The organism is Aquitalea sp. FJL05 (assembly GCF_003852595.1).
GTDB lineage: Bacteria > Pseudomonadota > Gammaproteobacteria > Burkholderiales > Chromobacteriaceae > Aquitalea > Aquitalea aquatilis.
This window is the reverse complement of record NZ_QAJS01000009.1, coordinates 353,271-378,146: the sequence shown is the minus strand read 5'-3', so window position 1 is coordinate 378,146 and position 24,876 is coordinate 353,271. Positions and strand designations below refer to the sequence as shown.

22 protein-coding genes are annotated in these 24,876 nt (G+C 59.6%); 10 read left to right on the top strand and 12 right to left on the bottom strand.

All coding sequences use genetic code 11. From position 1 onward, the window contains the following. Window positions 1-183 precede the first annotated feature (183 nt). From DBR44_RS09835 to moaA, 3 genes are all read left to right on the top strand, one after another. A complete protein-coding gene (locus DBR44_RS09835; protein ID WP_124643887.1) occupies window positions 184-2,091 on the top strand; it encodes a type IV pili methyl-accepting chemotaxis transducer N-terminal domain-containing protein in 1,908 nt (635 codons plus the stop codon). After that, complete coding sequence (locus DBR44_RS09830) at window positions 2,088-2,744, top strand: response regulator transcription factor (protein ID WP_124643886.1); 657 nt, start codon at window positions 2,088-2,090, stop codon at window positions 2,742-2,744. The genes DBR44_RS09835 and DBR44_RS09830 overlap by 4 nt, the downstream gene beginning before the upstream one ends. Window positions 2,745-2,877: 133 nt before the next feature. After that, on the top strand, window positions 2,878-3,852 hold the full coding sequence (gene moaA, locus DBR44_RS09825; RefSeq protein WP_124643885.1) for a GTP 3',8-cyclase MoaA: 975 nt from the start codon (window positions 2,878-2,880) through the stop codon (window positions 3,850-3,852). A gap of 134 nt (window positions 3,853-3,986) precedes the next feature. On the opposite strand, the gene DBR44_RS09820 is transcribed toward moaA, so the two are convergent. From DBR44_RS09820 to DBR44_RS09770, 11 genes are all read right to left on the bottom strand, one after another. Beyond that, on the bottom strand, window positions 3,987-6,947 hold the full coding sequence (locus DBR44_RS09820; protein ID WP_124643884.1) for a CHAT domain-containing tetratricopeptide repeat protein: 2,961 nt from the start codon (window positions 6,945-6,947) through the stop codon (window positions 3,987-3,989). A gap of 12 nt (window positions 6,948-6,959) precedes the next feature. Beyond that, the gene (locus tag DBR44_RS09815; RefSeq protein ID WP_124643883.1) at window positions 6,960-7,430 is read right to left on the bottom strand and encodes a hypothetical protein; all 471 of its coding nucleotides are present in this window, start codon (window positions 7,428-7,430) and stop codon (window positions 6,960-6,962) included. Window positions 7,431-7,467: 37 nt separating this feature from the next. Next, window positions 7,468-9,042 (bottom strand): caspase family protein, encoded by a 1,575-nt coding sequence (locus DBR44_RS09810; RefSeq protein WP_124643882.1) that lies wholly within the window; start codon window positions 9,040-9,042, stop codon window positions 7,468-7,470. Continuing rightward, window positions 9,039-9,692 (bottom strand): OmpA family protein, encoded by a 654-nt coding sequence (locus DBR44_RS19620; RefSeq protein ID WP_199731009.1) that lies wholly within the window; start codon window positions 9,690-9,692, stop codon window positions 9,039-9,041. The genes DBR44_RS09810 and DBR44_RS19620 overlap by 4 nt, the downstream gene beginning before the upstream one ends. A 350-nt stretch (window positions 9,693-10,042) precedes the next feature. After that, window positions 10,043-11,479, bottom strand: a complete 1,437-nt coding sequence (locus DBR44_RS09800; protein WP_124643881.1) for a gamma-aminobutyraldehyde dehydrogenase — start codon at window positions 11,477-11,479, stop codon at window positions 10,043-10,045. 14 nt (window positions 11,480-11,493) lie between these two features. Then, entirely contained in the window at window positions 11,494-12,309 is an 816-nt protein-coding gene (locus tag DBR44_RS09795) for an ABC transporter permease (RefSeq protein WP_124643880.1), read from the bottom strand. Continuing rightward, the gene (locus DBR44_RS09790; protein ID WP_124643879.1) at window positions 12,299-13,255 is read right to left on the bottom strand and encodes an ABC transporter permease; all 957 of its coding nucleotides are present in this window, start codon (window positions 13,253-13,255) and stop codon (window positions 12,299-12,301) included. Before DBR44_RS09790 ends, DBR44_RS09795 begins: the two co-directional genes overlap by 11 nt. 9 nt (window positions 13,256-13,264) lie before the next feature. Then, complete coding sequence (locus DBR44_RS09785) at window positions 13,265-14,281, bottom strand: ABC transporter ATP-binding protein (protein WP_124643878.1); 1,017 nt, start codon at window positions 14,279-14,281, stop codon at window positions 13,265-13,267. Between the two features lie 60 nt (window positions 14,282-14,341). After that, window positions 14,342-15,496, bottom strand: a complete 1,155-nt coding sequence (locus tag DBR44_RS09780; RefSeq protein WP_124643877.1) for an ABC transporter substrate-binding protein — start codon at window positions 15,494-15,496, stop codon at window positions 14,342-14,344. Between the two features lie 266 nt (window positions 15,497-15,762). Further along, on the bottom strand, window positions 15,763-16,680 hold the full coding sequence (locus DBR44_RS09775; protein WP_124643876.1) for a LysR family transcriptional regulator: 918 nt from the start codon (window positions 16,678-16,680) through the stop codon (window positions 15,763-15,765). 169 nt (window positions 16,681-16,849) lie between these two features. After that, window positions 16,850-17,290, bottom strand: a complete 441-nt coding sequence (locus DBR44_RS09770) for a helix-turn-helix domain-containing protein (protein ID WP_124643875.1) — start codon at window positions 17,288-17,290, stop codon at window positions 16,850-16,852. Between the two features lie 149 nt (window positions 17,291-17,439). On the opposite strand from DBR44_RS09770, the gene DBR44_RS19750 reads away from it, so the two are divergent. From DBR44_RS19750 to DBR44_RS09745, 6 genes are all read left to right on the top strand, one after another. Then, on the top strand, window positions 17,440-17,601 hold the full coding sequence (locus DBR44_RS19750) for a hypothetical protein (protein ID WP_233578453.1): 162 nt from the start codon (window positions 17,440-17,442) through the stop codon (window positions 17,599-17,601). 73 nt (window positions 17,602-17,674) lie between these two features. Continuing rightward, window positions 17,675-18,676 (top strand): NADP-dependent oxidoreductase, encoded by a 1,002-nt coding sequence (locus DBR44_RS09765; protein ID WP_124643874.1) that lies wholly within the window; start codon window positions 17,675-17,677, stop codon window positions 18,674-18,676. Window positions 18,677-18,765: 89 nt separating this feature from the next. After that, complete coding sequence (locus DBR44_RS09760; protein WP_124643873.1) at window positions 18,766-19,551, top strand: SDR family oxidoreductase; 786 nt, start codon at window positions 18,766-18,768, stop codon at window positions 19,549-19,551. A gap of 25 nt (window positions 19,552-19,576) precedes the next feature. Beyond that, the gene (locus DBR44_RS09755) at window positions 19,577-20,422 is read left to right on the top strand and encodes an alpha/beta fold hydrolase (protein WP_124643872.1); all 846 of its coding nucleotides are present in this window, start codon (window positions 19,577-19,579) and stop codon (window positions 20,420-20,422) included. A gap of 49 nt (window positions 20,423-20,471) precedes the next feature. Beyond that, entirely contained in the window at window positions 20,472-20,870 is a 399-nt protein-coding gene (locus DBR44_RS09750; protein WP_124643871.1) for a helicase, read from the top strand. A 6-nt stretch (window positions 20,871-20,876) separates the two neighbouring features. Continuing rightward, the gene (locus tag DBR44_RS09745) at window positions 20,877-22,127 is read left to right on the top strand and encodes an NADH:flavin oxidoreductase/NADH oxidase family protein (RefSeq protein ID WP_124643870.1); all 1,251 of its coding nucleotides are present in this window, start codon (window positions 20,877-20,879) and stop codon (window positions 22,125-22,127) included. Between the two features lie 413 nt (window positions 22,128-22,540). On the opposite strand, the gene ampC is transcribed toward DBR44_RS09745, so the two are convergent. Continuing rightward, window positions 22,541-23,719: a class C beta-lactamase gene (ampC, locus tag DBR44_RS09740; protein ID WP_124643869.1), complete on the bottom strand. Its 1,179-nt coding sequence runs from the start codon at window positions 23,717-23,719 to the stop codon at window positions 22,541-22,543. 154 nt (window positions 23,720-23,873) lie between these two features. On the opposite strand from ampC, the gene DBR44_RS09735 reads away from it, so the two are divergent. Then, window positions 23,874-24,749, top strand: coding sequence for a LysR family transcriptional regulator (locus DBR44_RS09735; protein ID WP_199731008.1), 876 nt, complete (start codon window positions 23,874-23,876; stop codon window positions 24,747-24,749). The last annotated feature ends 127 nt before the right edge of the window (window positions 24,750-24,876 follow it).

The window sequence follows — 24,876 nt, the reverse complement described above, 5'->3', positions numbered from 1 at the left end:
CGGACTAATCACAAAGTAGCATGCCCCCCCCGCGCGGCCTTAGCCATTGCAGCCGGCCCCGGACATGTCACGCCACTGCGCCCTACCCCTTACGGAGAATTGCTGTCCGGCAGGCCAGGGGTTATTGTGGGCAGCATTGCCTTTGGCAATACCATGCCACCCGCCACCCGGATGCCCCGCACGATGATGCTCTACCAGACCCCGCGCCTAAGCAGCCTGTCCACCAAGCTCTTGCTGCTGACCATCGCCTGGCTGCTGCTGGCCATGACCTCCATCGGCTACACCCTCATCCTGTCGTGGAAGCTGGAAGGCGGCGCTGCCGCCATCAACGATGCCGGCAGCTTGCGCATGCGCAGCTACCATATCGCGCTGCAAGTAAGCGAAGGCGCACCACTGGCCACCATCCAGGAAGGCGAGCAGCAGTTTGCGGCCATCCTGGCCCGGCTGAAGCAGGGCGACCCGGCGCGGCCGCTGTTCCTGCCGGACAATGTCACGGTCAGGCAGCAGGTGCGCGATATCGAGCACTCATGGCAGTCCGACATGCTGCCGCTGCTGGAAACCACAGCCAGTCAGCATGCCGGCCAGCGCCAGATGGAAAGCCCGGACATCGCCCGCTTCGTCAACCGTATCGACCGCCTGGTCAAGCTGGTGGAAGAAGACAACGCCCGCAATACCACCCTGCTGCGCTTTTTCCAGATGGCGCTGATCGCCATGGCCATCATTGGCTCGTTCAGCATGATGTTCCTGCTGTTCCTGCTGGTGATCCGCCCGCTCAACACCCTGGGCGAAGGCATGCTGCGACTGCGTGACGGCAATCTGGACGCCCGGGTCAGCGTGGACAACAACGACGAATTCGCCACCATTGCTACTGGTTTCAACCAGATGGCCGACCGTTTGCAGGACCTGTACGCCACACTGGAACAGAAAGTGGCTGACAAGACCCGCTCGGTGGAATACAAGAACCGCCAGTTGGCCGCCCTGTATAACGTCACTGCATTCCTGCATGACTCGCACAGCCTGACCGACATGTGCAGCGGCTTCATCGAGCGGCTGATCGAGCTGACCGGTGCCGATGCCGGCAGCGTGCGGCTGGTGGATTTCAAACGCGGACGGCTGGAGTTGATCGCCCAGAACGGCCTGCCGGCCGAGCTGCAGGAAGAAGACGATTGCGCCACGCTCAATGGCTGCCTGTGTGGCGATACCGTGCCGCAGCCCTTCTCCGTGCTGCACCGCTTCGACCAGCTGCCGGCGGCGACCGAAAAGCACTGCCAGCGCGCCGGCTTCTCCAGCATTGCCGTGTTTCACATCCGGCACAACCAGACCAATGTCGGCATTTTCACCCTGTACTTCTATCAGGACCCCAAGCTGGCCACGCAAGACCAGTTTCTGCTGGAAACCCTGGGCAGCCATCTGGGCGTGGCGGTGGAAAACCATCGCCTGGCAGCCCGCGACCGCCAGTTTGCCGTATCAGAAGAGCGCAACCTGATGGCCCAGGGCCTGCACGACAGCATTGCCCAGTCGCTGTCCTTCCTGAATCTGCAAGTACAGATGCTGGACGCCGCACTGGCCGAGCAGCAAATGGAGCAGGCACAGGAAAACCTCGGTTTCATCCGCGCCGGGGTGCAGGAATGCTATGAAGACGTGCGCGAACTGCTGCTGAATTTCCGCACCCGCATCAGCAAGGAAGATTTTTCCGATGCCGTGCGCACCCTGCTGGAGCGCTTTGAAAAGCAGACGCATATCCCCACCCAGCTCAATATGGGTGGTGACGGGCTGGCGCTCAATCCACAGCAGCAGTTGCAGCTGATCTTCATCCTGCAAGAAGCGCTGTCCAATGTGCGCAAGCATGCGCAGGCACAGCGCGTACGCATAGAAATACTCAACCAGGCCGATTTCAGCATGAGCATACGGGACGATGGCTGCGGCTTTGATGAGGATGTCGTTGCCACCCGCCGCGCCAGCCATGTCGGGCTATCCATCATGCAGGAGCGCGCAGCCCGCATTCGCAGCCAGATCAGCATTCATCCCCATCCGCACGGCGGCACCGAAGTACAATTGCTGCTACCACAAAGTGAAAGACAAGCCGCATGACACCCATCCGCATTTTGCTGGTTGACGACCACACCCTGTTCCGCAGCGGCCTGAAGGCGCTGCTGCAACGACAAAGTGATTTCGACATCATTGGCGAAGCGGCCGATGGCCTGGAAGGCGTCAAGCTGTGCGAACAACTGAAGCCGGACGTGGTCCTGCTGGATATCGACATGCCGCAGATGAACGGGCGCGAGGCGCTGGCACAGATCATGGTCAGCCAGCCGCAACTGGCGGTGCTGATGCTCACCGTATCGGAAGACGGTGAAGATCTGGCCGAATGCCTGAAACTGGGCGCGCGCGGCTATCTGCTGAAAAACATCAATGCCGACTTCCTGCTGGCCAGCATTCGCCGCGCAGTGGATGGCGACAGCGTGCTGTCGCCGGAAATGACCTCGCGGCTGCTGCAACAGCTACGCAGCGTCGACACGCAGAAAAACAAGCCGACCGGGCTGGATCAACTGACCCAGCGTGAACGCGAAATCCTGGCCTGGCTCAGCCGGGGCATCAGCAACAAGGAAATCGCCCGTGCGCTGGATCTGGCCGAAAGCACCATCAAGGTGCATGTACAGAACATCCTGCGCAAACTGAACCTGAATGGCCGGGTACAGGCCGCGCTGTTTGCCGTGGAGCACGGGCTGGACAAGCTGCCCTGAAGCCAGGGCGGTATCCGCCCTTTCGCACCAGCCCCCTACTCCCTCAGACCTAGCGAAAACCCCACCACCGGCCAACTGGCAAGCCCGCTGGATGCGCCTACACTCTGGCCATTCTCCCCTCAGAGGGTCAGCCATGTTACGCGACCGTTTTGGCAGAAGCATCGACTATCTGCGGCTATCCGTTACCGACCGCTGCGATCTGCGCTGCAGCTACTGCATACCCAAGGGTTTCAAGAACTTTGAAGAACCGGCCAACTGGCTGGGCTTTGCCGAAATCCAGCGGGTGGTGGCAGCCTTTGCCCGCCTGGGAACCCGGCGCTTTCGCCTGACCGGCGGCGAACCGCTATTACGGCGCAATCTGCCTGAGCTGATCGGCATGCTCGCCAGCCAGCCCGGTGTGGACGACCTGTCGCTCAGCACCAATGGCACCCAGCTGGCCGCTCAGGCCGGCGCGCTCAAGGCGGCAGGCTTGCAACGCCTGAACGTCAGCCTCGACTCGCTACGGCGAGACTGCGTCGCCAGCATCAGCGGCAGCGACAGCCTGGAGCAGGTATTGCAAGGCCTGTCGGTCGCCCGCGCTGCCGGTTTCAAGAGCATCAAGATCAATATGGTGCCACTGGCCGGCGTCAACGACCACGATATCGACGCCATGCTGGCTTACTGCAAGACACATGGATTCATCCTGCGCCTGATCGAAGCCATGCCCATGGGCCATACCGGCCAGCAAGCAGACGGGCTGGATTTGTCACAGCTCTTGCACAGCCTGAGCGAACGCCATGGCCTGACCCCCAGCGCGCTAAGCCTGGGCGGCGGCCCCGCACGCTACTGGCAAAGCCCGGATGGCAGCTGCACGCTGGGGCTGATTACGCCGATGTCGCAGCATTTCTGCGCCAGCTGCAACCGGGTGCGCCTGTCGGTGGATGGCACCTTGTATATGTGCCTGGGACAAGAGGAAAAGCTGGAACTGCGCCCGCTGCTGCGCGCAGGCTGCAGCGATGCCGAACTGGAAACGGCCATTCGCACCGCCATCGAACTAAAACCGGAACGCCACGAATTCAACCAGCAACCGCAGCAAATCATGCGTTTCATGTCGATGACCGGGGGCTGAGGCCAGCCCATCATGCAAGGAGCGAGCTACCGGCCAAGGCAGGGCTCGCTCATCCCACCACGCGAATCAGTCCCCTGGCTTGTACCAAGTCCCCGTCCCCGCATGACGCATATTTTTACCGTCAGCCGCTGTTTTCAGTCCCCAACATAAACAAACGGCGCCCAGAAGAAAGGGTGTGCGCGCGAAACCTGCTGCCCGGCACTGCCATAGCGGCTTTGCTTGAGCTCACGCCGTGCCGCTTCGATAGCCGCCGTGGCGCTGCTGCCGGCCTTCAGGCGGCTGAACGTGGCCACCATCAATTCCTGCGTGGCCTGGCTTTCCACACTCCAGTGACTGACCAGCAAGCCCTGCGCGCCAGCATACATAAAGGCCCGCGCCAGGCCGGCAAAGCCTTCGCCGCTATGCGCCACATCATGCTCGCCAGCGGTATTGCAGGCAGACAGCACCACCAGCTCGGCGCTCAGGTTCAGTTGATCCACCACCTCATGCATGGTCAGCAGGCCGTCCTCACCATGCAGATTGCCGGACAGCGACAGCAATAGCGCAGGCTCCGGATGCAGGCGACTGCTGTCGCTCCCCTCATCCGCCAAGGATTCCTTGAGCATGACAAACTCGCCGCCCAGCAAACCGTGGGTGGCAAAGTGCAGGTAGCGGGTGGTGCTGAGGTCCAGATGCTTCAGCGTGTATTCCTGCGCATTTTCTTCCAGGTACAGGGTGTTGTTGCCACCCAGGATACGGTCGATGCCACGGGCCTCCTGCGCGGTTTCCGGCAGGCGCGGAATATTCAGCTGGCTGGCCTTGGGCTTGCCATAGTTGCGGGTCAGGCTTTGCCCCAGCAGGCTGGAGAAAAAGCCCGATTCCTGCTGCGCCGTCGCATCGAACAGCGGGTCGGCAAAGGACACCAGCTCGTGCCGGTAGGCAATGCGCGGGCGACGGTATTCACGCATCGACACCAGTGAGGACAGGCTGGGCAAATAAGCCAGCTGGTAGCGGTCGCCCAGATAATGCAGACCGGCATACTCGCCCAGCAGCGGCTGTTGCTGGCGGGCCTGGGCAAACTGTTGCTGGTCGGTGTCATCCCAGCGGGTGATCAGCATTTCCAGCGGCAGGGTGTGCAGCGGGCCATCGCCCACCGACAGCAGCCGGCTTCCCGGCTTCAGCCAGGGCTCCAGCGGCTGGAACAGCTGCTGATAGGCGCGGTACAGCAGGGCCGGGTCCAGTTGCTGCAAGCTGGCCATGGCGTCGCCGGCGGCCTCCTCCGGTGCGCGTAGTGCGGTAACCAGCTCGGCCACCTGCTTTTTCCCCACGGGCAGTCGCACCATGTGAAAACTATCGGTGGTGGTGACAAAAGCCAGGGTTTCCTTGTCGAGCAGGAAATAAGTCAGCAGGCTTTCGCCGGGATGCAGGATGTTCTTTTGCAGGCGCTGCACGTCTACCGCTTTGGGTTCGGCCAGGTCCATGAAGCGCGGAAACTGCTGCCACAGCTGTTGGTTGACGCCTTGCAGCGCCTGGCGCGCCTGGTGGATATCGGCATCGATACGCTGCCGGCTGGCCTGTACCCGCTCCTGCACCAGCTTGTCCCTGCCGGTGTTGTCACTGTCGCTGGAGGCCGCTCGCCCATCATCCGGATTTTCATTGAAGGCCCCGGTATTGGTGCGTTCGCGGCGCAACTCGGCCAGACGGGTCTGCAGCTCTTGCTGCTGTCGGCGCAAGGCGCGGAAGCTGCTGTTGTCGTTCAGGCGGCTGACATCGGCCTGCTTCAGCAGTTCGCTGAACAAACGGCTCTGGGTACGCGACACCACCGCCAGGATCTGCCGGTCGTAGCCGGCCGTTGGCTGCTGCTGGTGCAGACGCAACAGCAGCTGGATGGTTTCCAGATAATTGACATGAAAGCGCGAGACAAAACCTTCACGCACGCCATCATCCAGCCCGCGCGTCTGGGCAAACTGCTTGTCTACCGCGTCCAGCGTCTGCTGATAGATGGCCAGCGCCTCTTCCAGCCGGCCGTGGCGGGCGAGAAAACGCCCATACAGCAGGCCGGCGCGGCTGAAACTGTTCAGCGCATTCAGCTGCTCCAGCTGGGCGACCGCAGGTCGATACAGTGCGTCTGCCTCTGCGTCCTGCCCGCCATTCTCCAGCGCCAGCGCCAGATCGACGCCACTTTGCGCGGTGAGCGGATGCAACGGCCCCAGTACCTGGCTGGATAGCTGACGGGCCTGGCGCAGCACGCTGACGGCCTCTGCATAGCGCTTTTGCTGCAGATACAGCATGCCCTGGGAATTCAATATCTGAATGCTGGTGGCCGACTCTTTGGCACCCGGCAACTGGTGATAGCGGTCCAGTGCCTGCTGATAGAATTTCTCCTCAGCCGCCCGGTTGCCCAGGCCCGCCTGACACAAGCCATGCAGGTAGAGGCTGCTGGCACGCACTTTGGTCACGGTATTCGGGCCGGAGCCGTTATCGTCCGGGTCCATCGGCTCGGCCACCACCTTGAGCGCATCCGCTTTCTGCAGCACCTCCTCCGCCTGCTTGTCCTGATGCAGCTGGTGCAGCACGGAGGCCTGCAGATTGTAGAGCTCCACCATGGAGATGCGATCCGGCGCATACGCCAGCTGGCGGCGCATGCCTTCGCTGATGAAGGCCTGTGCTTCCTGGAAACGAGCCTGACGGATCATCAGCTTGGCCAGATTCTTCAGCACGCCAATCGGCTGGCGATTATTGCTGCCATGCTTGCTTTCAACCAGTGGCAGTGCCTGACGCAGCACCACTTCGGCCTCCACCCATTTGCCACGCATCACCAGCGTGCCGCCAAGGTTACGGTAGCCATCGCCCAGATGGTCGGTACCCAGGCTCATGGCCACGCGGGAGCGGGCGGTGGCTTCGGCATTCGGGTAGTCCTCCTGCAGCATGTACTGGGTCCACTGCCAGCCCATCTCCGACACCTGGCGGCCCAGTCCGTTACCGGCAAAGGCCGGGCTGGCCAGCAACAGGGCCAGCACAGCCAGCCGATGACGCAAGGGGCTGCGCTGGCGCAAAGTCGGACACAGCAATTTCAACAGCGTGGCAACACGGCCAGGACGATGGCAAACAGACATGCAGGGGCTCGATCAGGGTTTTCTGGTCAGGATGACGCGATTGATGACGGCATTGCCACCCGCGTCCTTGTAGTAATACACCTTGGCGTTGTAGCGCTTGGCCTGCGCATTCACCAGTGCTTCCCGCGCCTCCCCCACCATGGAATACATGATGGGCAGCAGGGCAAACAGTGCGCGCTGGTTCAACTGGGCCGGCTCGGGGATTTCCTGCAGCTCCATCAGGCCATTCTCGCCAATCAGCGACAGCCAGCGGTCCAGCCGCGGCGAGATATTGGTCAGGGTAATCTGGCCGGACATGGTGATTTCCAGCTTGTCCGGCTGCTTGCTCAGTTCGTTGTACAAGCGGCCATCAAACAGTTTGGAATCAATGAACATCAGGCTCTGGCTGGTCGGCTGCGCCGGTGGGGTGCTGGCCGGCAGCGGAAGGTTTTCTGCATGGCTCAGGCTGGCAGCCAGCAACAACAGGGTGGCGAGGCGTTTCATGCGCGGTTCTCCATGGGAGGGATTGGGGGCGAACGGGCTAGTCCACTTCCTGCAATGGCAACAGCGCCGAGGCAAAGGCATCCGAACAGCGTTTGCTGACCTGCAGGTTACGCAGCGGGGTGGCGCTGCTGCACTCTGTCATGCCGGTATTGGCCGAACTGGCCATCACCTGCTGCAACAGGGAACGGCCCTGCTTGTCGAGCAGGGTCTGCACAAAGGGGCCGGCCGCTTCGCCCTTCAGCTGTTTGAGCTGGCGCGGCGAGTCGGTCACCATCACCAACAGGCTGTCACGCCCTGCCGGCCCACCGGCGTCCACCTGCCATGTCTTGCGTGGCAATTGCACGGTCTGCCCGGCCTTGATCCGGTTGTCGCCATCCAGCTTGTTGGGGTAGAGCAGGTAGAGGCTCTTGCCATCCGAACCGGCCAGCGCAATGTAGAGATAGCCGTCCTGCGGTGCAGTCACGCTGAGTTCCAGCTTGTCGCGGCCTATCTTCAGCTGCTCGCGCCCCATTTTGACCTGCAGTTCACGGCTACCATCGCGCTGGGCATGAATCTGCTCCAGAATTTCCGCCGGGCTGGCCTGGTGTACAACAGTTTGCGGCAGCGGTGCCGGACGGTTGGCGGAGGCCGGCGTGGCAAGGGGCGGTGTGGGCGGTGTCGGTGTCACGAAGGCGCTCTTGATCCAGGCCGGCACAAATTCCTTGTTGCCACCTACCGTCATGTGCTGACCCAGCACACCGGGCTGATTGGCCAGATTGTCATCCAGCTTGGCCTGGGCACAGCGGGTGATTTCATCCACGGTAATGGCACCACTGCCATCCAGATCACGCGCCTCACCCTGCAGGCAATCGCGCCAGGCAGTAGTGGCCAGGCCTCCGCGCTGGGCATTGTCAAAAGACACTTCGTCCGGCTTGCTGGCGGCGATATGAACAATATTCTGCGGCAGACCGCCCTGCTCTTTCAGCGCGGCGCTGAGCGAGCGTGTTTTGAAATTGCTGGGGCTGAAGCAACTGCCCGGTGCCGTTTCGGAGGTGAACTTGGGGGTATACAGGGTATTGTTGATGGTCAGCGCCCGCGTCTTCATCGGATTGGCCACCACGCCACCGGAGAAGCAGGAGTCATAAAACACCATCATCTTGTCGGTCTTGCGCGCCAGCGGCTCCAGCAACTTGCCCATTTCCCGGTTGCTCAGCACATCGCCATCGGTGGCGACCAGGCCCTCGGTACACATGCCCTCGGCACTGCTCGATTCATGCCAGCGAGTGCCATGACCGGAGTAATAAACAAACAGCCGGTCACCGCTGTGCAGGCGCTGGTTTAATTGGGCAATCGCCTGGCGGATATGCTCGGCCGTGGCCTGCTCATCGCGCAGATAGCTGATGTTTTCGTCCGGAATACCCATGCTGGCCGCCATCTGGTGCGCACTGCCCATATCATGCTGCACCCCCTTGAGCGATGGAATGGCGGCATTGCTGTAATGCCCAATGCCGATGATCAGCGCAAAACGGTTGTTCACCACGGCCGGGGCATCGGCCGCCAGGGTGATGCCAGAGGCGCACAGCGCGGCCAGCGTGGCGGATAACAGGCTTTTCTTCATCGCAGTGGCTTTCACGGATTGACCTGATCGGTATTGACGATACGAACGCGGCGGTTTTCAGCTGCATAGGGGTCTGCCTTGTTGGCCGGCTCGTCCGAACCCTTGCCTAGTGCGCGCAATTGCTGGGCAGCAACGCCACGGGTAATCAGCAGCTTGCGTACGGCATCGGCCCGCAGCTGCGACAGCTTGCGGTTATAGGCTGGCAGGCCCTTGGCATCGGTATGCCCCTCGATCAGGAAATGAAAGTCGCGCAACTCGCTGGACTGCAGCGCCGAGGCCAGCCGTGCCAGCGCCTGCTGGCTAGCGCTGCTGATCTGTACCGAATTGGGATCAAACTGAATGGCCAGCGACAGGCTGGGCGCAGCCTCGGCCTGCGGTGGCGTGGCTGCAAGCGGCGCGGCGGCGACCGGCGTCGGCTGGTTACTCGCCGCAGGCACGGCGGGTGGCAGATTGACACTGTCGACGGCGGCCTCGGCAGCAGGCTCGGCCACCGGCTTGACCGGGCTCACCTGCAGATTGCGCAAGCTGCGGGTTTTCAGTGGCTTGAGCGACTCGATCATGGACCGGGTATCCGGCGCATCTTCTGCCTGCGCCACGCCTTGACAAACGAATAAAAACGCCATGACACCCCATGCCAGACGCAGCATGCTCTTGTTCTTGTACATCACGACTCCCTGCCATTTTTATTGATGGTTTCTTGTATGGCGGGCCTTCCCGGCCCGCAGACACTCCGGCAGCACCCGACAGCCACCACATATCCCATTTTCATGATAACAAACTGGCCTGCAAAAACCGAAAAAGCAAAGCATTTTTGTCAAGTGATAGAGGTAGCAACAACACCGCGACAAGGGACAGTGATCCACCCTTTGGGCAAGAAGGCCCGCTCAGGATGAGTGCGCCCTGCCAGAGCAACTGGCGGTGGTGGGCATGCAGCGAGGGTGGAACGCAGCAAATGCAACAGCCCGGTCTTTCACAGGAAAGATACCGGGCTGGCAGGAAGCGCTGACGGGCCTTGTCAGTGCTTGAGCATCACATGGCGCACGCAGCTGTAGTCTTCCAGCGCGTACATGGACATGTCTTTGCCGTAGCCGGAACGCTTCATGCCGCCATGCGGCATTTCGTTCACCAGCATGAAGTGGGTATTCACCCAAGTGCAGCCATATTGCAATTGCGCACTCAGCTGCATGGCGCGCCCCACATCGGCAGTCCATACCGAGCTGGCCAGGCCGTAATCCGAATCATTGGCCCACTGGATGACCTGATCGGCATCGTCGAACGGGGTAATGGACACCACCGGGCCAAACACCTCGCGTTGCACGATTTCATCCTGCTGCTGCGCACCGGCAATCACCGTGGGCTGGTAGAAAAAGCCCGGCCCCTCACCCAGCTTGCCACCGGTCAGCACCTCGACATGGGACAGTTGCTGGGCGCGCTCGACAAAGCTGGCGACGCGATTGCGCTGACGTTCGGAAATCAGCGGCCCCATCTCCACGCCATCCAGGTGTTGATGGCCCACTTTGATGGTGCTGACGGCACTGGCCAGATCAGCAGCAAAACGTTCGTACAGCCCTTTTTGCACATACAGGCGGCAGGCTGCAGTGCAGTCCTGGCCAGCGTTGTAATAACCAAAAGCACGGATGCCCTCTACTGCGGAAGCCAGATCGGCATCATCAAAAATGATCACCGGCGCCTTGCCGCCCAGCTCCAGATGGGTACGCTTGACCGAGCGCGAGGCGGTTTCCAGCACACGCTGCCCCGTGGAAACATCACCCGTAATGGAGATCATGCGGACCTGCGGCTGGGAAATCAGCGGGCTACCCACGGTTTCGCCACGGCCCAGCACCAGGTTGAACACCCCGGCCGGAAACAGACCTGCCACCAGCTCGGCCAGCTTCAGCGTGGACAGCGGCGTCTGTTCCGATGGCTTGAGCACCACGGTATTGCCGGCAGCCAGCGCCGGGGCAATTTTCCAGGCGGCCATCATCAGCGGGTAGTTCCACGGTGCAATCGACGCCACCACGCCCAGCGGGTCGCGGCGAATCATGCTGGTATGGCCTGGCAGATATTCACCGGCCAGCATGCCCGTCTGGGCACGCACCGCACCGGCAAAGAAGCGGAACACGTCCACCACGGCGGGGATTTCATCGTTCAGTGCCAGATGATAGGGCTTGCCACAGTTAAGCGACTCGAGCCGGGCAAATTCCGGCCCGCGCGCCTCGATGGCATCCGCCAGTTGCAACAGGCGTTCGGATCGCTCACGCGGGCTGGTGCGCGCCCAGGCCGGGAAGGCTGCCTGGGCCGCCGCCACCGCCGCCTGCACCTGCTCCAGTGACGCTTCGTTGACATGCACAATCAGCTCGCCAGTGGCCGGGTTGAGAATGCCCTCCTGCTCGCCCTCTCCCGTCACGAATTCGCCGTTGATCAGCATCTTGCATTGCAGAGTCTTGTCCATGCTTGTTCCTCGTCTTATTTGCCGCTACCGGCAATGTCTTCCGTGCCACGGGTCAGGGTGTAGGCAGCCAGAATGGGCAGTGCTGTCATCAGCATCACGCACAGGGCCACCACATTGGTAATGGGTACATCGCGCGGGCGGCTCAGCTGGTTCAGCATCCAGATGGGCAGTGTCACTTCATTGCCCGCGGTAAAAGTGGTGACAATGATTTCGTCAAAGCTCAGGGCAAAGGCCAGCATGCCCCCGGCCAGCAGCGCGGTAGCAATTTGCGGCAGGATGACATAGCGGAAGCTTTGCCACATATTGGCACCCAAGTCCTGCGAGGCCTCCAGCAGGCTGGTGCTGATGCGGCGAAAGCGGGCAATCACATTGTTGTACACCACCACCACACAGAAGGTGGCGTGGCCGATGGCGATGGTCCAGAAGCCGGGTGTGATGTCCGCCAGCCGGAATGCCGACAGCAAGGCAATGCCGGTAATGATGCCGGGCAGCGCAATCGGCAGGATCAGCATCATGGTGATGGCGTCCTTGCCCAGAAAGTCGCGCCGATACAGCGCAGCAGCTGCCAGGGTACCCAGCAGCAGCGCCAGCACCGTGGCCAGCGCGGCCAGCCGCACTGACAGGCCAATGGCGGCCATCACGTCATCACGAGCAAAGGCAGCGGCAAACCAGCCCAGGGTAAAGCCCTGTGGCGGAAAGCTGTAACCGGAACTCTCCGCGTTGAAGGCATACAGCACGATGACGGCAATGGGCAGAAACAGAAAGCCGATGCCACCAAAGGCCAGCAGACGCAGCCACCACGGCGCGCGGTCGGATTGATCAGAGTGCATCGAACGCTCCCAGTTTGCGGGCACCCAGCAGGTACAAGCCGATGATGCATACCGGCACCACGGTAAAGGCGGCGGCCAGCGGCATATTGCCGATGGAACCCTGCATGGTGTACACCATGGAGCCGATGAACAGGCCGGAAGGGCCAATCAGCTGCGGAATGATGTAATCGCCCAGTGTCAGCGAGAAGGTGAAGATGGAACCGGCCACCACGCCCGGAAAGGCCAGCGGCAGGATGACGTGACGGAAGGTTTGCGCACCACTGGCCCCCAGATCGCTGCTGGCCTGCAGCAGATTGGCCGGCACCCGCTCCAAAGCCGCCTGAATCGGCAGAATCATGAAGGGCAGCCAGATATAGGTGAACACGGTAAAGCGCCCCAGATTGGACGTGGTCAGCGAATTCCCCCCGATCAGCGGCAGCGCCATCAACCAGTCGACAATCCCCTGCAGGCCCAGCGTCTGGTAAGCCCAGTACACGATGCCGCCCTTGGCCAGCAGTACGGTCCAGGCATACACCTTGACGATATAGCTAGCCCACATCGGCAGCATCACCGCCACATAGAAAAAGCCCTTCTGCCAGCCACGGGCATAGCGCACCATGTAATAGGCCAGCGGGAAAGCCATTACCGCCGAGGCCAGCGACACCAGCGTGGCCATGCTGAGCGTGCGCAGCACCACGTCAAGATTGGCCGGCGACAGCAGCTGGCGGTAGTTGTCCAGCGTCAGTTCGCGGCTGACCGACATGGTGAAGTCGTCAAAGGTCAACACGCTCTGTGCCAGCAAGGTACACAGCGCACCCAGATACACCAGCACGAACCACAGCAGCGGCAGTGCCAGCAGCAAGGCCAGTTGCAGGGCGGGATGGCGATACAGCGCGCCTCCCAGCCGCAACAAGATGCCCGGGCGGGTTGGGGTGGCCTGCCCTTCTGGCAGTGAAACAGTCATCATGTCATCTCCTTAGCCGGCCAGCGCATGCATGGCCTGCGCCGGCAGCCACACCGTAACCGCCTGACCGGGAGTCAACACCTGGCGAGCGGCTGCATCGTCATTGGGCAACACCATGCTGATGATGCGCTCCGGGCCGGCTTCCAGCTCGTAGCGGCTGACCGCGCCCAGGTACTGCACGTCGAGCAGCCGGGTGGGCAAGCGGATGCCATCGCCAGCCTGGCCATCCTGCACCGGGCGGATGCGCTCCGGGCGCACGGCAAAGGCCTGCTGCTGGCCGGTCAGGCTGGCCGCCCAAGCAGCATCGAAAACATTCGACGTCCCGACAAAATCCGCGACAAAGGCGGTAGCCGGCTGGGTATAGAGCACCTGCGGGGCGGCAATCTGTTCGATGCAGCCCTTGTTGAACACCGCCACCCGGTCGGACATCGACAGCGCCTCGCCCTGATCGTGGGTGACATAAATAAAGGTAATACCCAGCTTGCGTTGCAGCGCCTTCAGTTCGGTCTGCATCTGCTCGCGCAGCTTCAGGTCCAGCGCACCCAGCGGTTCGTCCAGCAACAGCACCCGCGGCTGCAGAATCAATGCGCGCGCCAGGGCTACCCGCTGGCGTTGGCCACCGGACAAGGCGGACGGACGGCGGCTGCCATACTGGCCCAGTTTCACCATGTCCAGCATGGCTTCGGCACGGCGGTGGCGCTCGGCCCGCGCCACGCCCTTGATCATCAAGCCGTAGGCCACATTGTCCAGCACGCTCATGTGCGGAAACAGCGCGTAGTCCTGGAACACGGTATTCACATCACGCAGATTGGGCGGCAGGCCGGCAGCTTCGCGGCCAAAAATCTGGATGGAGCCACTGCTGGGCTGCTCGAAACCGGCAATCAGCCGCAAACTGGTGGTTTTGCCTGAGCCGGACGGCCCCAGCATGGAAAAGAATTCGCCCTCGGCAATGGCCAGGTCGATCTGGTCCACCGCACGCACAGCATCGTAATGGCGGCTAACCTGTTGAAAACGGACGGCAAGGGTCATGACTCAAACTCCCGGCTGCCCATCGGCACCGTGCCGACAGGCAGCATGTTCTGCATGCGGTCAGCGACCGCCCATGATGGCAATGTAATCGGCAGTCCAGCGGCTATACGGCACACAGCTGCCCTGGCCACACTTGGCCACTGGCGTACGCCAGAAGCGGATCTGGGCAAAGCGGTCAAAACCGTTGCTCTGGCAGAAATTGCTGCCGCCAGGGGCCTTGGTCTGACAGGCTTCGGCCACCACCGGGTTAGAGCCAAACCACTCGGCCAGACCAGACTGCAGTTTTTTATTGAGCGACCACTCCATCCACTTGTAGGCGCACACCGGGTGCTGCGCCTGGGCATGCAGCATGGTGGTATCAGCCCAACCCGTGGCACCTTCTTGCGGAATGGTGCCGGCCACCGGGAATTTCTCTGCCTGCAGGGTGTTGATGGTGTAACCCCAGGCACTGGATACGGCCACGCCTTCTTTCTTGAAGTCGTTCATCTGCACGGTGACATCGTGCCAGTAGCGATGGGTCAGGCCTTTTTGCTGACGCAGCAGCTTCAGCACGGCGGCGTACTGGGCTTCATTCAGCTCATAGGGGTCTTTGATGCCCAGCTTGGGGTTCTTGTGCATCAGGTAGAGCGCGGCGTCCGCAATGTAGATGGCGCCATCGTAAGCCTGCACCCGGCCCTTGTTGGGCTTGCCATCGGGCAGATTGCCCGGCTCGAACAGCACCGACCAGCTGGTGGGTGCCTTGCTGAAGACCTTGCTGTTGTACATCAGGAAGTTGGCCCCCCACTGGTAGGGTACGCCATAGGGTTTTCCGGCCACGGTAAACCAGTTACCACTCTTCACCCGCGGGTCCAGCGTGTTCCAGCTGGGGATCAACGCCGGGTTGATTTCCTGCACCTTCTTGCCGTAGATCAGCCGCAGCGAAGCATCACCCGAGGCTGTTACCAGGTCGTAATTGGGTGAATTCATCAGCGACACCATTTCGTCCGAGGTGGCCGCGGTTTTCACGTTCACCTGGCAGCCGGTGGACTTTTCGAAACCGGTCACCCAGTCGTAATTCTTGTCGCTCTGCCCGCGCTCGATATAACCGGGCCAGGCAATGATATTGAGTTTGCCTTCCGGCTTGCCCAATGTGGCCAATGGTGCGGCCAGCACGGCAGGGGCAATCAGGCTGGAACTGACCAGGGCGGCGGTCAGGCGAATCAGGCTGCTTTGCATCACGTTTCTCCTTCTCCAAGGACTGCGCATTGTGCGTCTGGGAATGTGTGAGCCGATTCTAGGCAGCACACGGCAGAGCCCCTAGCCAGTCCGGCCAATGACAGGGATTGGAAAAACAGATAGCAATGCTTTGGTGCAGGAGAAAAAGAATAAGACAGGCCGGCGGCTGGACAGCAAGCGCTTGTCCGCAGCAAGACAACAGCATGAGGCGCACTAAGCCATCGCAATAAATGATGGCTTATGAATGATTATCGAAAATACAGATATCAAGAAAAGGTTTGTTTATGACTGCGGCTGTACTCTCTGGCCAGAGCAAGGAAGTTGTGAGTGTTGTCAGAAACCCGCATACCGCGCCGCCACACCACGCCTACTTCCAGCGTTGGGGTTTCTTCCTGTAAGGGCAGCACCTCCAGACGGTCCCCTTCTAGCGACCACGGGCGATAGAGCACATCCGGCATGATGGCCAGGCCAGCCCCGGTGGCCACCAGGCTACGCATGGCCTCGACCGAAGCCGTACGCACCGCCAGTTGCGGCTTGCGGCCAATCTGCCGCCACAAGGCGGTTGCCACATCCTCCAGCTCATCCAGCTTCAGCGCCACCAGCGGCTGCTCGGCCAGGTCCGTCAACGTGACTACGCCACCATCCAGCAAACGATGGCCAGCCGGCAGCCATAAACGATAACTGGACTGCTGCAATACCTCGGCCTGTAGCGCCTGACGGTTCTGAACATTGGAGACGATCAGCACCGCCGCATCCAGCTCGCCATTGACCAGCAGGTGTTCGATATAGTCGCGCTGGTCTTCCACTACCCGCACTTCCACCTGCGGGAAAGTGCTGCGAAAGCGCTCCAGCAGATAAGGCAGGAAATAACCACACACCAGGCTGGTGACACCGATATTGAGCTGGCCGGTTACCGCATCCGGTCGCATCGACAGGGCTTCGCGCGCATGCCGCACCGATGCCAGGATCTGGTGGGCATGACGCAGAAACTGATAACCAGCATGGGTCAGGCTCATGCCACGGGCGTGTCGTGTAAACAGCTGCACCCCCAGGTCAAGCTCCAGCGCACGGATGGCTTCGGTCACCACCGATTGCGATACATTCAGATCCTGCACCGCGCGTGAAATCGACTGCATTTCAGCCACAGCAACAAAATAGCGCACATTTTTCAGCGTGATCGACACTTCCGCCCTCTTCACCCTATTGTTATGGCGCGATTGTGCCCGAGACCCGTTGCTGCGAACAGCCTCATGCCACGGCTGTCCTGCCCAAGCAGGAGCCAAGGGGCATTTCACCCAGAGAAGCCCGCTCGGTCGTGACAACGGACAAGACCTCTTCACCCGCTATGGATGGTCATTCTGTCGGGAGAATGATGCTGATCGGCCGGGTCCCGATGGGAAAGCCGGTTGCCCCATCAATGGCCACGGGCTGAATCTCGGTACCGTTCTCAGTATCCATAAAACGTATCATCTCGCCGCCGCCACGATGCTTGCGGCCCCACGCTCCGATCATGAACAACACCGGCAAGAAGTCTGTGCCTGCCGTAGTCAGGACATATTCGTCACGTGGCGGGTGTTCTGAATAACGCCTCTTCTCCAGCAAACCCTCCTCCGTCAGCTTGGCCAGTCTAGTCGTCAGCATGGTTGGCGCGATTCCCAGGCTTTTCCTGAATTGGTCAAAGCGGGTCAATCCTGCATGCGCATCGCGCAGGATAAGCATGCTCCATGCATCGCCAACCAGGGCAAGGCTGCGGGCGATTGGGCAGGGGTTGCTACAACTATTTTTCTTGTCCATATCAATTTAATAGTGACTATCGAGAAAAAGAACGCTACTGTTACTTTCAAATTGATAGTAACACCTTCGTGACCAAGAATCCATCTGCCCGCCAAAGCTGAAGCAAAGGATGAATGGTCCGCAACCGCTCAACATACAGGAGTTTTCCCATGCTCATCCTCGCGGCCCCGCTGACTTACCTTGTTTTCACGCTGATGACTGTTGGCATTGGTCATGACCTGTCCACGGCAAAGGATGCCACTGCTCAGCCAGCCTACAGCACCGACCCAAGCAGCAATTTGGCCCCGACTGCCGCAGGTATGGCGCAATGAGTCGTTCTACCATTGAATCTGATCAAGCAAGAAACGTTGAGCCCATGCAAGTACTGAGAATGGAGAGAAATTGATGAAAGCCCTTACCTTCAAGCGTTATGGCAAGTCACCCGATATCGGCTTCTCAGACGTGCCGCGTCCCATTCTGAAACCCAATGAGCTACTGGTTGAAGTGCATGCTGCAGGCTTGAACCCGATAGACAACATGATTCCGACCGGAATGTTCAAACCCGTACTGCATTTTCCGCTGCCTGCGACACTCGGCAGCGATCTTGCCGGGGTGGTGATGGAAGTCGGCAGCCGCGTCACGCACTTCAAGCCGGGTGACGCTGTTTTTGCCAGCATTTTTGACCAGGGAACGGGCTCAATTGCCGAGTTTGCTGTTGTGCCGGAAGAGTCTGCCGCACACAAACCGGCCAACTTGGACTTTGTGCAAGCGGCATCCATTCCGATGGTGGGATTGACCTCCTGGCAGGCGCTGAAAGAACGCGCCGAGCTGAAAAAAGGGCAGAAAGTCTTTATCCCGGCGGGCTCAGGTGGCATCGGAACATTTGCAATCCAATTAGCCAAGTATTTGGGTGCCAAGGTTGGCACCACGACGAGTACGAGCAATGTGCAACTGGTAAGCCGTCTTGGTGCTGATGAGGTGGTCGACTACAAGAAACAAGAGTTCGAAAACGTGCTGCACGGCTATGACGTGGTGCTGGGAACCATCAAAGGGGATGCAGTCGAGAAGTCGCTACACATTCTGAAACCAGGCGGCAAGATCGTGTCACTCATTGGCCCGCTGGATGCTGCATTTGCCCGTGCCAAACGCTTGAATTTCGTTCTTACCTTCATTTTTGGCCTGATGAGTCGAAAGATCACACGCCTGGCAAAAAACCGAGGCGTCAGCTACGCCTTTCACTTTGTACGGCCTGATGGTGCTCAGCTCGCTGAAATCGGCAATCTCCTTAATGCAGAGCGCATCCAGCCCGTCATCGACAAAGTATTTCCATTTGCACAAGCAAAGGAAGCCCTTGCCTACCTTGCTCAAGGACGGGCCAAAGGCAAGGTGGTGGTCAAGATCCGATAGCACCTGACACTAGCCACTCCGGCGTTTCCAATTGCGGTCACACCTGAGCAGGTGTGACGTGTTTTCCCTATACGACCTGATTTCCTCAAATGAAAAATGAAAATTCTGTTGTTTTGATCACGGGTGCCTCCAGTGGGATTGGTGCCACCTATGCGGAACGGTTTGCCCGCCGTGGCCACGATCTTGTTCTGGTAGCACGAGACAGAACACGACTGGATGCCCTGGCAACACGCTTGCAGGAAGAATTCAATGTCCTTGTTGAAGTCCTTCCCGCCGATCTGACCCAGCCCACCGACCTGCACGCAGTGGAAGACCGCCTGCGCAATGACGCCAGAATTGGCATCCTGATTAACAACGCAGGCATTGCACAGACAGGCAGCTTTGTGCAGCAGACCCCGGACAGTATCGACCAGCTGATTACGCTGAATACGCAGTCGCTCACGCGGCTTGCCGCTGCGGTTGCCCCGCGCTTTGTACAGGCTGGCAGGGGTTCCATTGTCAACATCGGTTCTGTGGTCGCTTTTGCACCCGAATTTGGCATGTCGATCTACGGTGCAAGCAAGGCCTTCGTCTTGTTCCTGACCCAGGGGCTGCATCAAGAGTTATCCCCCCAAGGCGTCTATGTACAAGCCGTGCTGCCGGCCGCAACCCGTACCGACTTGTGGCAGCGTGCCGGCATCGACATCAATACGCTGCCGGAAGTCATGGATGTTGGCGAGCTGGTCGATGCGGCGCTGCTTGGCTTTGATCGCCGTGAGCTGATCACCATTCCGCCGCTGCATGTAGCCGAACGCTGGGATGCGCTGGATGCTGCACGCCAAGGGCTGATGTCAGACATTCGGCAAGCACAAGCTGCCGCGCGATATCGCGGCTGATGCACAAGTATTTCGGAGAACAGTAATGACGGAAAATCACCTGACTACCCCAACGCGATTTGTTGATGTGGGTGGCGCAAAAATCGCCTACCGGCGCTGGGGTAATGCCAAGGCAGGCCAGCCCCCCTTGCTGTTTCTGCAGCATTTCCGTGGCGGGATGGATCACTGGGACCCATTGATGACAGATGGGCTTGCCGAAGGCCGGGAGGTCATCCTTTACAACGGCCGCGGTATCGCATCGTCTGGCGGTCAAGCACGCACCCGTATCGAAGAGATGGCCGATGATGCCGCCGCCTTTGTTCGCACATTGGGCTTGGAACAAATCGATGTGCTGGGGTTTTCCTTGGGGGGCTTCCAGGCACTGGACCTGACCTGGAGACACCCGACACTGGTGCGCAAGCTGATGCTGCTAGGCACAGGACCGCGCGGGGGCGATCCCGCAATGGAAACACCGGTGCTGACCGCAGCGGCACGGCCAGCCCCTGTATTTGAAGACTTTCTGTATCTGTTTTTTGGCAAGTCCGCACAGGCTGAACAGGCTGCACGTGCATTCTGGGCGCGGCGTCACCAGCGCGTGGAGCAGGACCCGCCATCTTCACCCGAAGTTGCCAGGGCGCAGATTGAGGCCAATATGCTGTATCTGCCCAGATTGTCGGAGGAGGATCCATTCGCTTACCTGCGTGGCATCCAGCAACCCACCTTCATCCTGAACGGAGTAAATGATGTGATGATTCCGACCGTCAACTCATTCTACATGGCGCGAAATCTGCCAAATGCGCAGTTATTCATCTATCCGGATAGCGGCCATGCTGCGCAATTCCAGTACCCGCAGCGCTTCCTGCATCACGCAGCCCATTTTTTGAGTGAGTGATGCCAGCAGCAGCTCTTCCTATTTACCATCCAGTACCTAAGGTTCTGCCATGCTCAAATTCAAGCTCCTGCTGTGGGCGTTCACCCAGCTACTGAAACGACAGATCAAACACAACCCCGATTGCGCGCGTTACGTTGAAGGCAAGAGCCTCGCGTTTCAGATCCGCACCGCGTCTGGGGTTGGTCGTCACTACGTCATCCGCAATGGCACGATTCATTCCTCTGCAGAGCTGGCATCGAATCCGCAATTTACCTTGAACTTCAGGGATGCAGCCAAAGGCTTTGCCATCCTGGCGGCAAAAGATAGCCAGGCTGCCTTCCTGCGTGGTCTTGGTAGTAAAGACTTGATCATCAGCGGAGATTTCCAGGAGGTCATGTGGTTTCAGGGCCTGACAGCTTTCCTGCAAGCACCCAAGGAAATTTCTCCCTATGATCGCACCGCATTTTGAGGATTTATGGATAAAAACCTGCTGAACCAGCCTTTGAAGCTGCCTAATGGCAGCATGCTGCGCAACCGCCTTGCCAAAGCAGCCATGAGCGAAGCGCTGGGGACCTATGACAATCGTCCAACCGCGGACTTGGTGAAGTTGTACCAGCGTTGGGCTGCTTCGGGATTGGGCCTGATTGTGACGGGTAATGTCATGATCGACCGTCGGGCACTGGGAGAACCCGGCAATGTGGTGATTGAGGACGAGGCAGACCTGCCTGTTTTACGTGAGTGGGCCAAGGCAGCGACGGCCCAAGGGGCTGACATCTGGGTCCAGCTCAACCATCCGGGCAAACAATCTCCGAAAGGGTTGAATGCCTATAACCTGTCGCCATCGGCAGTCCCATTCCGGGAAGACATGGCCGCATTCTTCGACACGCCACGCGAAGCGACTCCTGCCGAAATACAAGACATCATTGCCCGTTTCGGGCGCAGTGCCGCGATCTGCAAGAAAGCAGGCTTCAGTGGTGTGGAAATTCATGGCGCGCATGGCTACTTGCTTAGCCAGTTTCTTTCTCCGCATCACAACCGCCGCAATGATGAATGGGGTGGCAGCCCCGAAAAGCGCCGACGTTTCGTGCTTGAGGTTTACGCGGAGATTCGCCGGCAAGTAGGGCCAGACTTCCCCGTGGGAATCAAACTCAACTCGGCAGACTTCCAACGTGGAGGCTTTAGCGAAGAAGAATCGATCGAGACAATTCGGGCACTCGCCGATGCAGGCATTGACCTGATTGAGATCTCAGGTGGCACCTACGAGGCACCGGCCATGAGTGGCTCAGTAGAATCAGCCAAGATGGCTTCCACATCAACACGCGAAGCTTATTTCCTGGAATTTGCCGAAAAAGTGCGGGCCGCCGTGACGGTTCCCTTGATGGTAACGGGTGGCTTCCGTACAGCCGCAGGCATGAATGCAGCCTTGCGTTCCAATGCGCTGGACATCGTCGGTCTTGCGCGATTGCTGGCCATTGATCCGGATGCGCCTGCCGCCCTGCTACAAGGACGTGACAGCCTGCAACAGGTGCGCCCCATCCGTACCGGCATCAAGAGCATCGACCGCCTGGGAGTCATGGAAGTACTGTGGTACACCCGTCAGCTCAAGCGCATTGCAAGGGGGCACAAGCCATGCCCAGATGAAAGCGGCCTGTTCGCATTCTTGAAATCGCTGCTCCACAGTAGTTGGGGGACTTATCGAACACGGCGATTACGGGCAGCTGCTTGATCAGGATGAATCGTTCCCGCGTGTAGCTACTTTTGGCTGCATCAATACTGGCGCAGCCATTTTTTATCCCGCCTACAAATGGCAGCCTTGGCCGATCAACCGCCGAAGAGTCAGCCAGACAGGCGGCCGTTTGGCCTATGAACAAGTTCTAAGCGCACAGTCACGCGAACTTGGGCCAACGACCGCGGCAGACGACATTCCAGACGATTGAGGCGCTACTGTTGCAAAAGCTGCTCGGTGGAGACCTTGGCAAGGCCAATCGCATCTGCCAGGTACACGTTGACCGCAAACGCTACTGCTTACCATGTGGGCCAGCAAGATACTGTTTATCGGCCTGCTCGGCATTGGCAGCCATGTGTGATGCAAATGGACTGCCAAGTAGCGGAGACCTCTGGTGCAGCCACCTTGCTCTCTCAGGGGCGTGCGCTACCCTCGGTGGCAAGTTGCGACATGATTTGGTACGCCACACTCACCCGCTCACCCAGCGGGGTGTTCTTGTTGGCCAGCATCACAATACCCACGCGCTTCTCGGGTACAAACGCGACATACGCGCCAAAACCGTTAGTCGACCCCGTCTTGTTAATCCAGACATCAGCACGCGGTGGCTGATGCGGCTTGATCTCGGTCGCCGGTATTGCTTCTACCATGCTCGACCCGTTTCCTTCTAGCAGCGTCGGTAAAGCGACGGGATACGGATACTGCTCCCAGATCAGGTCCTGAATCATTGGCCCGGCCCGGAAATAAGCCGTATGCGTCTCGTCTATCGCGCGCTGTAGCTTTTCGTCGAGTGAGATCGCATGCATATTGGCGTCGATAAAGCGCAGCAAATCCGCGGCCGTACTCTTGACACCGTAAGCTTCGGCCGACAACACCCCACCTTTCATCCGGATCGGCACACCGGTCTTGCTATAGCCCTGCGCATAATCGGCTAATTTGGCGGCCGGAACATCGATATAACTGTTGTTCATCCCCAGTGCCGGAAACAGCTTCTGCTCGATCAGCGCAGTAAAATCCTGCTTCATGCTTTTTGCCGTGATCCAACCCAGCGTACCGATGCCGGGGTTGGCATAGGTACGGTAGGTGCCAGGGGTATAGGCCGGCTGCCACGCCTTGAAGTAATGTAGCAATTGCTCGTCGTTATGAATGTTCGCCGGCACTTGTAATGGCAAGCCGCCAGGTGTGTGCGTCCCCAAATTGAGCAGGCTTACTTCACCGAAGGGACTCCCGCTTAGCGACGGCAAATACTTGCTAGTTTTGTCCTGCAGAGAGAGGTAGCCCCTCACTTGCGCATAAGAGGCCAGCGTGGCAGTGAAAGTCTTGCTCACCGAGCCAATCTCGAACAAAGTGTCGCGCGTGACCGGCTGGCGCGTTTCCAGAGAGGCCACGCCATAGTTGTATACGTAGGTCGTCCCCGCGACAGTGACCCCAACGGCCATGCCAGGAATGCCATCTTTGACCATCAAGGTGTGGATCGCTTTGTCCACTAAACTTTTGATTTTATCTTGCGGCATATCGGACGCCTGACTGACAGTGGCGGTCGCACAGAACACCGCACAGACCACTGCGGCGAAACGCATGGTGTTGGATTTCATGACTTTCTTCCTTTCGTCTTGCTCGTGGGAGGCTACCTCGACTCATTAGCCTTGTTTATGTATTGATTGCGCCAAGTATTTTCATTTCTTGCCGTATCAACCACAAGCGACGAAAATTTGTATTAGACAATAGAAATTCTTATACATAAGCCCAATGCGCCCACACTTACCGTTAAACGCTCTCCGGGCGTTCGAGGCCTCGGCCCGGCACCTGAACTTCACCCGAGCCGGGCTGGAATTGAAGGTTACCCAAGCGGCGGTCAGCCAGCAGGTGCGAATGCTGGAAGACTGGCTCGGTACCCCGCTATTCAAACGCCTACCGCGCGGCTTGGGACTGACGGACGAAGCCAGGGCGATCCTGCCGGTGCTGAGCGATGCGTTCAACCGTATCGAAGCGGTACTCAAGCAATGTGAAGGTGGCCATATGAGCGAGGTGCTGACCATAGGCGTGGTCGGCACCTTCGCCGTTGGCTGGCTGCTGCCTCGGCTCAAACTATTTCGCGATGCTCATCCCTTTGTGGATCTGCGGCTGCTTACCCATAACAATCTGGTCGACCATGCCGCCGAGGGGCTGGATTTTGCGATTCGCTTCGGCGAAGGAGGCTGGCCAAGCACCGAGAATGCTTTGTTGTTTGATGCTCCGCTCTCGGTGCTCTGCTCGCCGGAGATCGCCAGGCGGCTTGCCGTGCCGGCCGATTTGACCAGGGAAACCTTACTGCGCTCCTACCGCACCGAAGAATGGATGCAATGGTTCGAAGTAGCACGACTGGAACCATGGACCATCAGTGGCCCGATCTTCGACTCCTCGCGCTTGATGGTAGAAGCGGCGATGCAAGGGGCAGGTATCGCGCTGGCTCCAGCACGGATGTTCCAGCGTGAGCTGCAGTCGGGTGTTCTGGCGCGACCTTTTGAATTGGAAGTACGCACCGGCAGCTACTGGCTTACTTGGTTGAAATCACGCAGCCGGTCCCCGGCCATGCAGATGTTCCACGACTGGCTTTTGCATGAGGCCGCCTGCGCATCTGGCTAGCCGGGGCCGTGTCCGCAATGATGTGTATAGCCGCCGTTTTCACTACTCGATGGCGCGTTCGCCAAGGCCGAACCGCCGCCGAACAGGCTGACGAACCGCCAGATGATCGGCCGAAACGGTCTTGCGG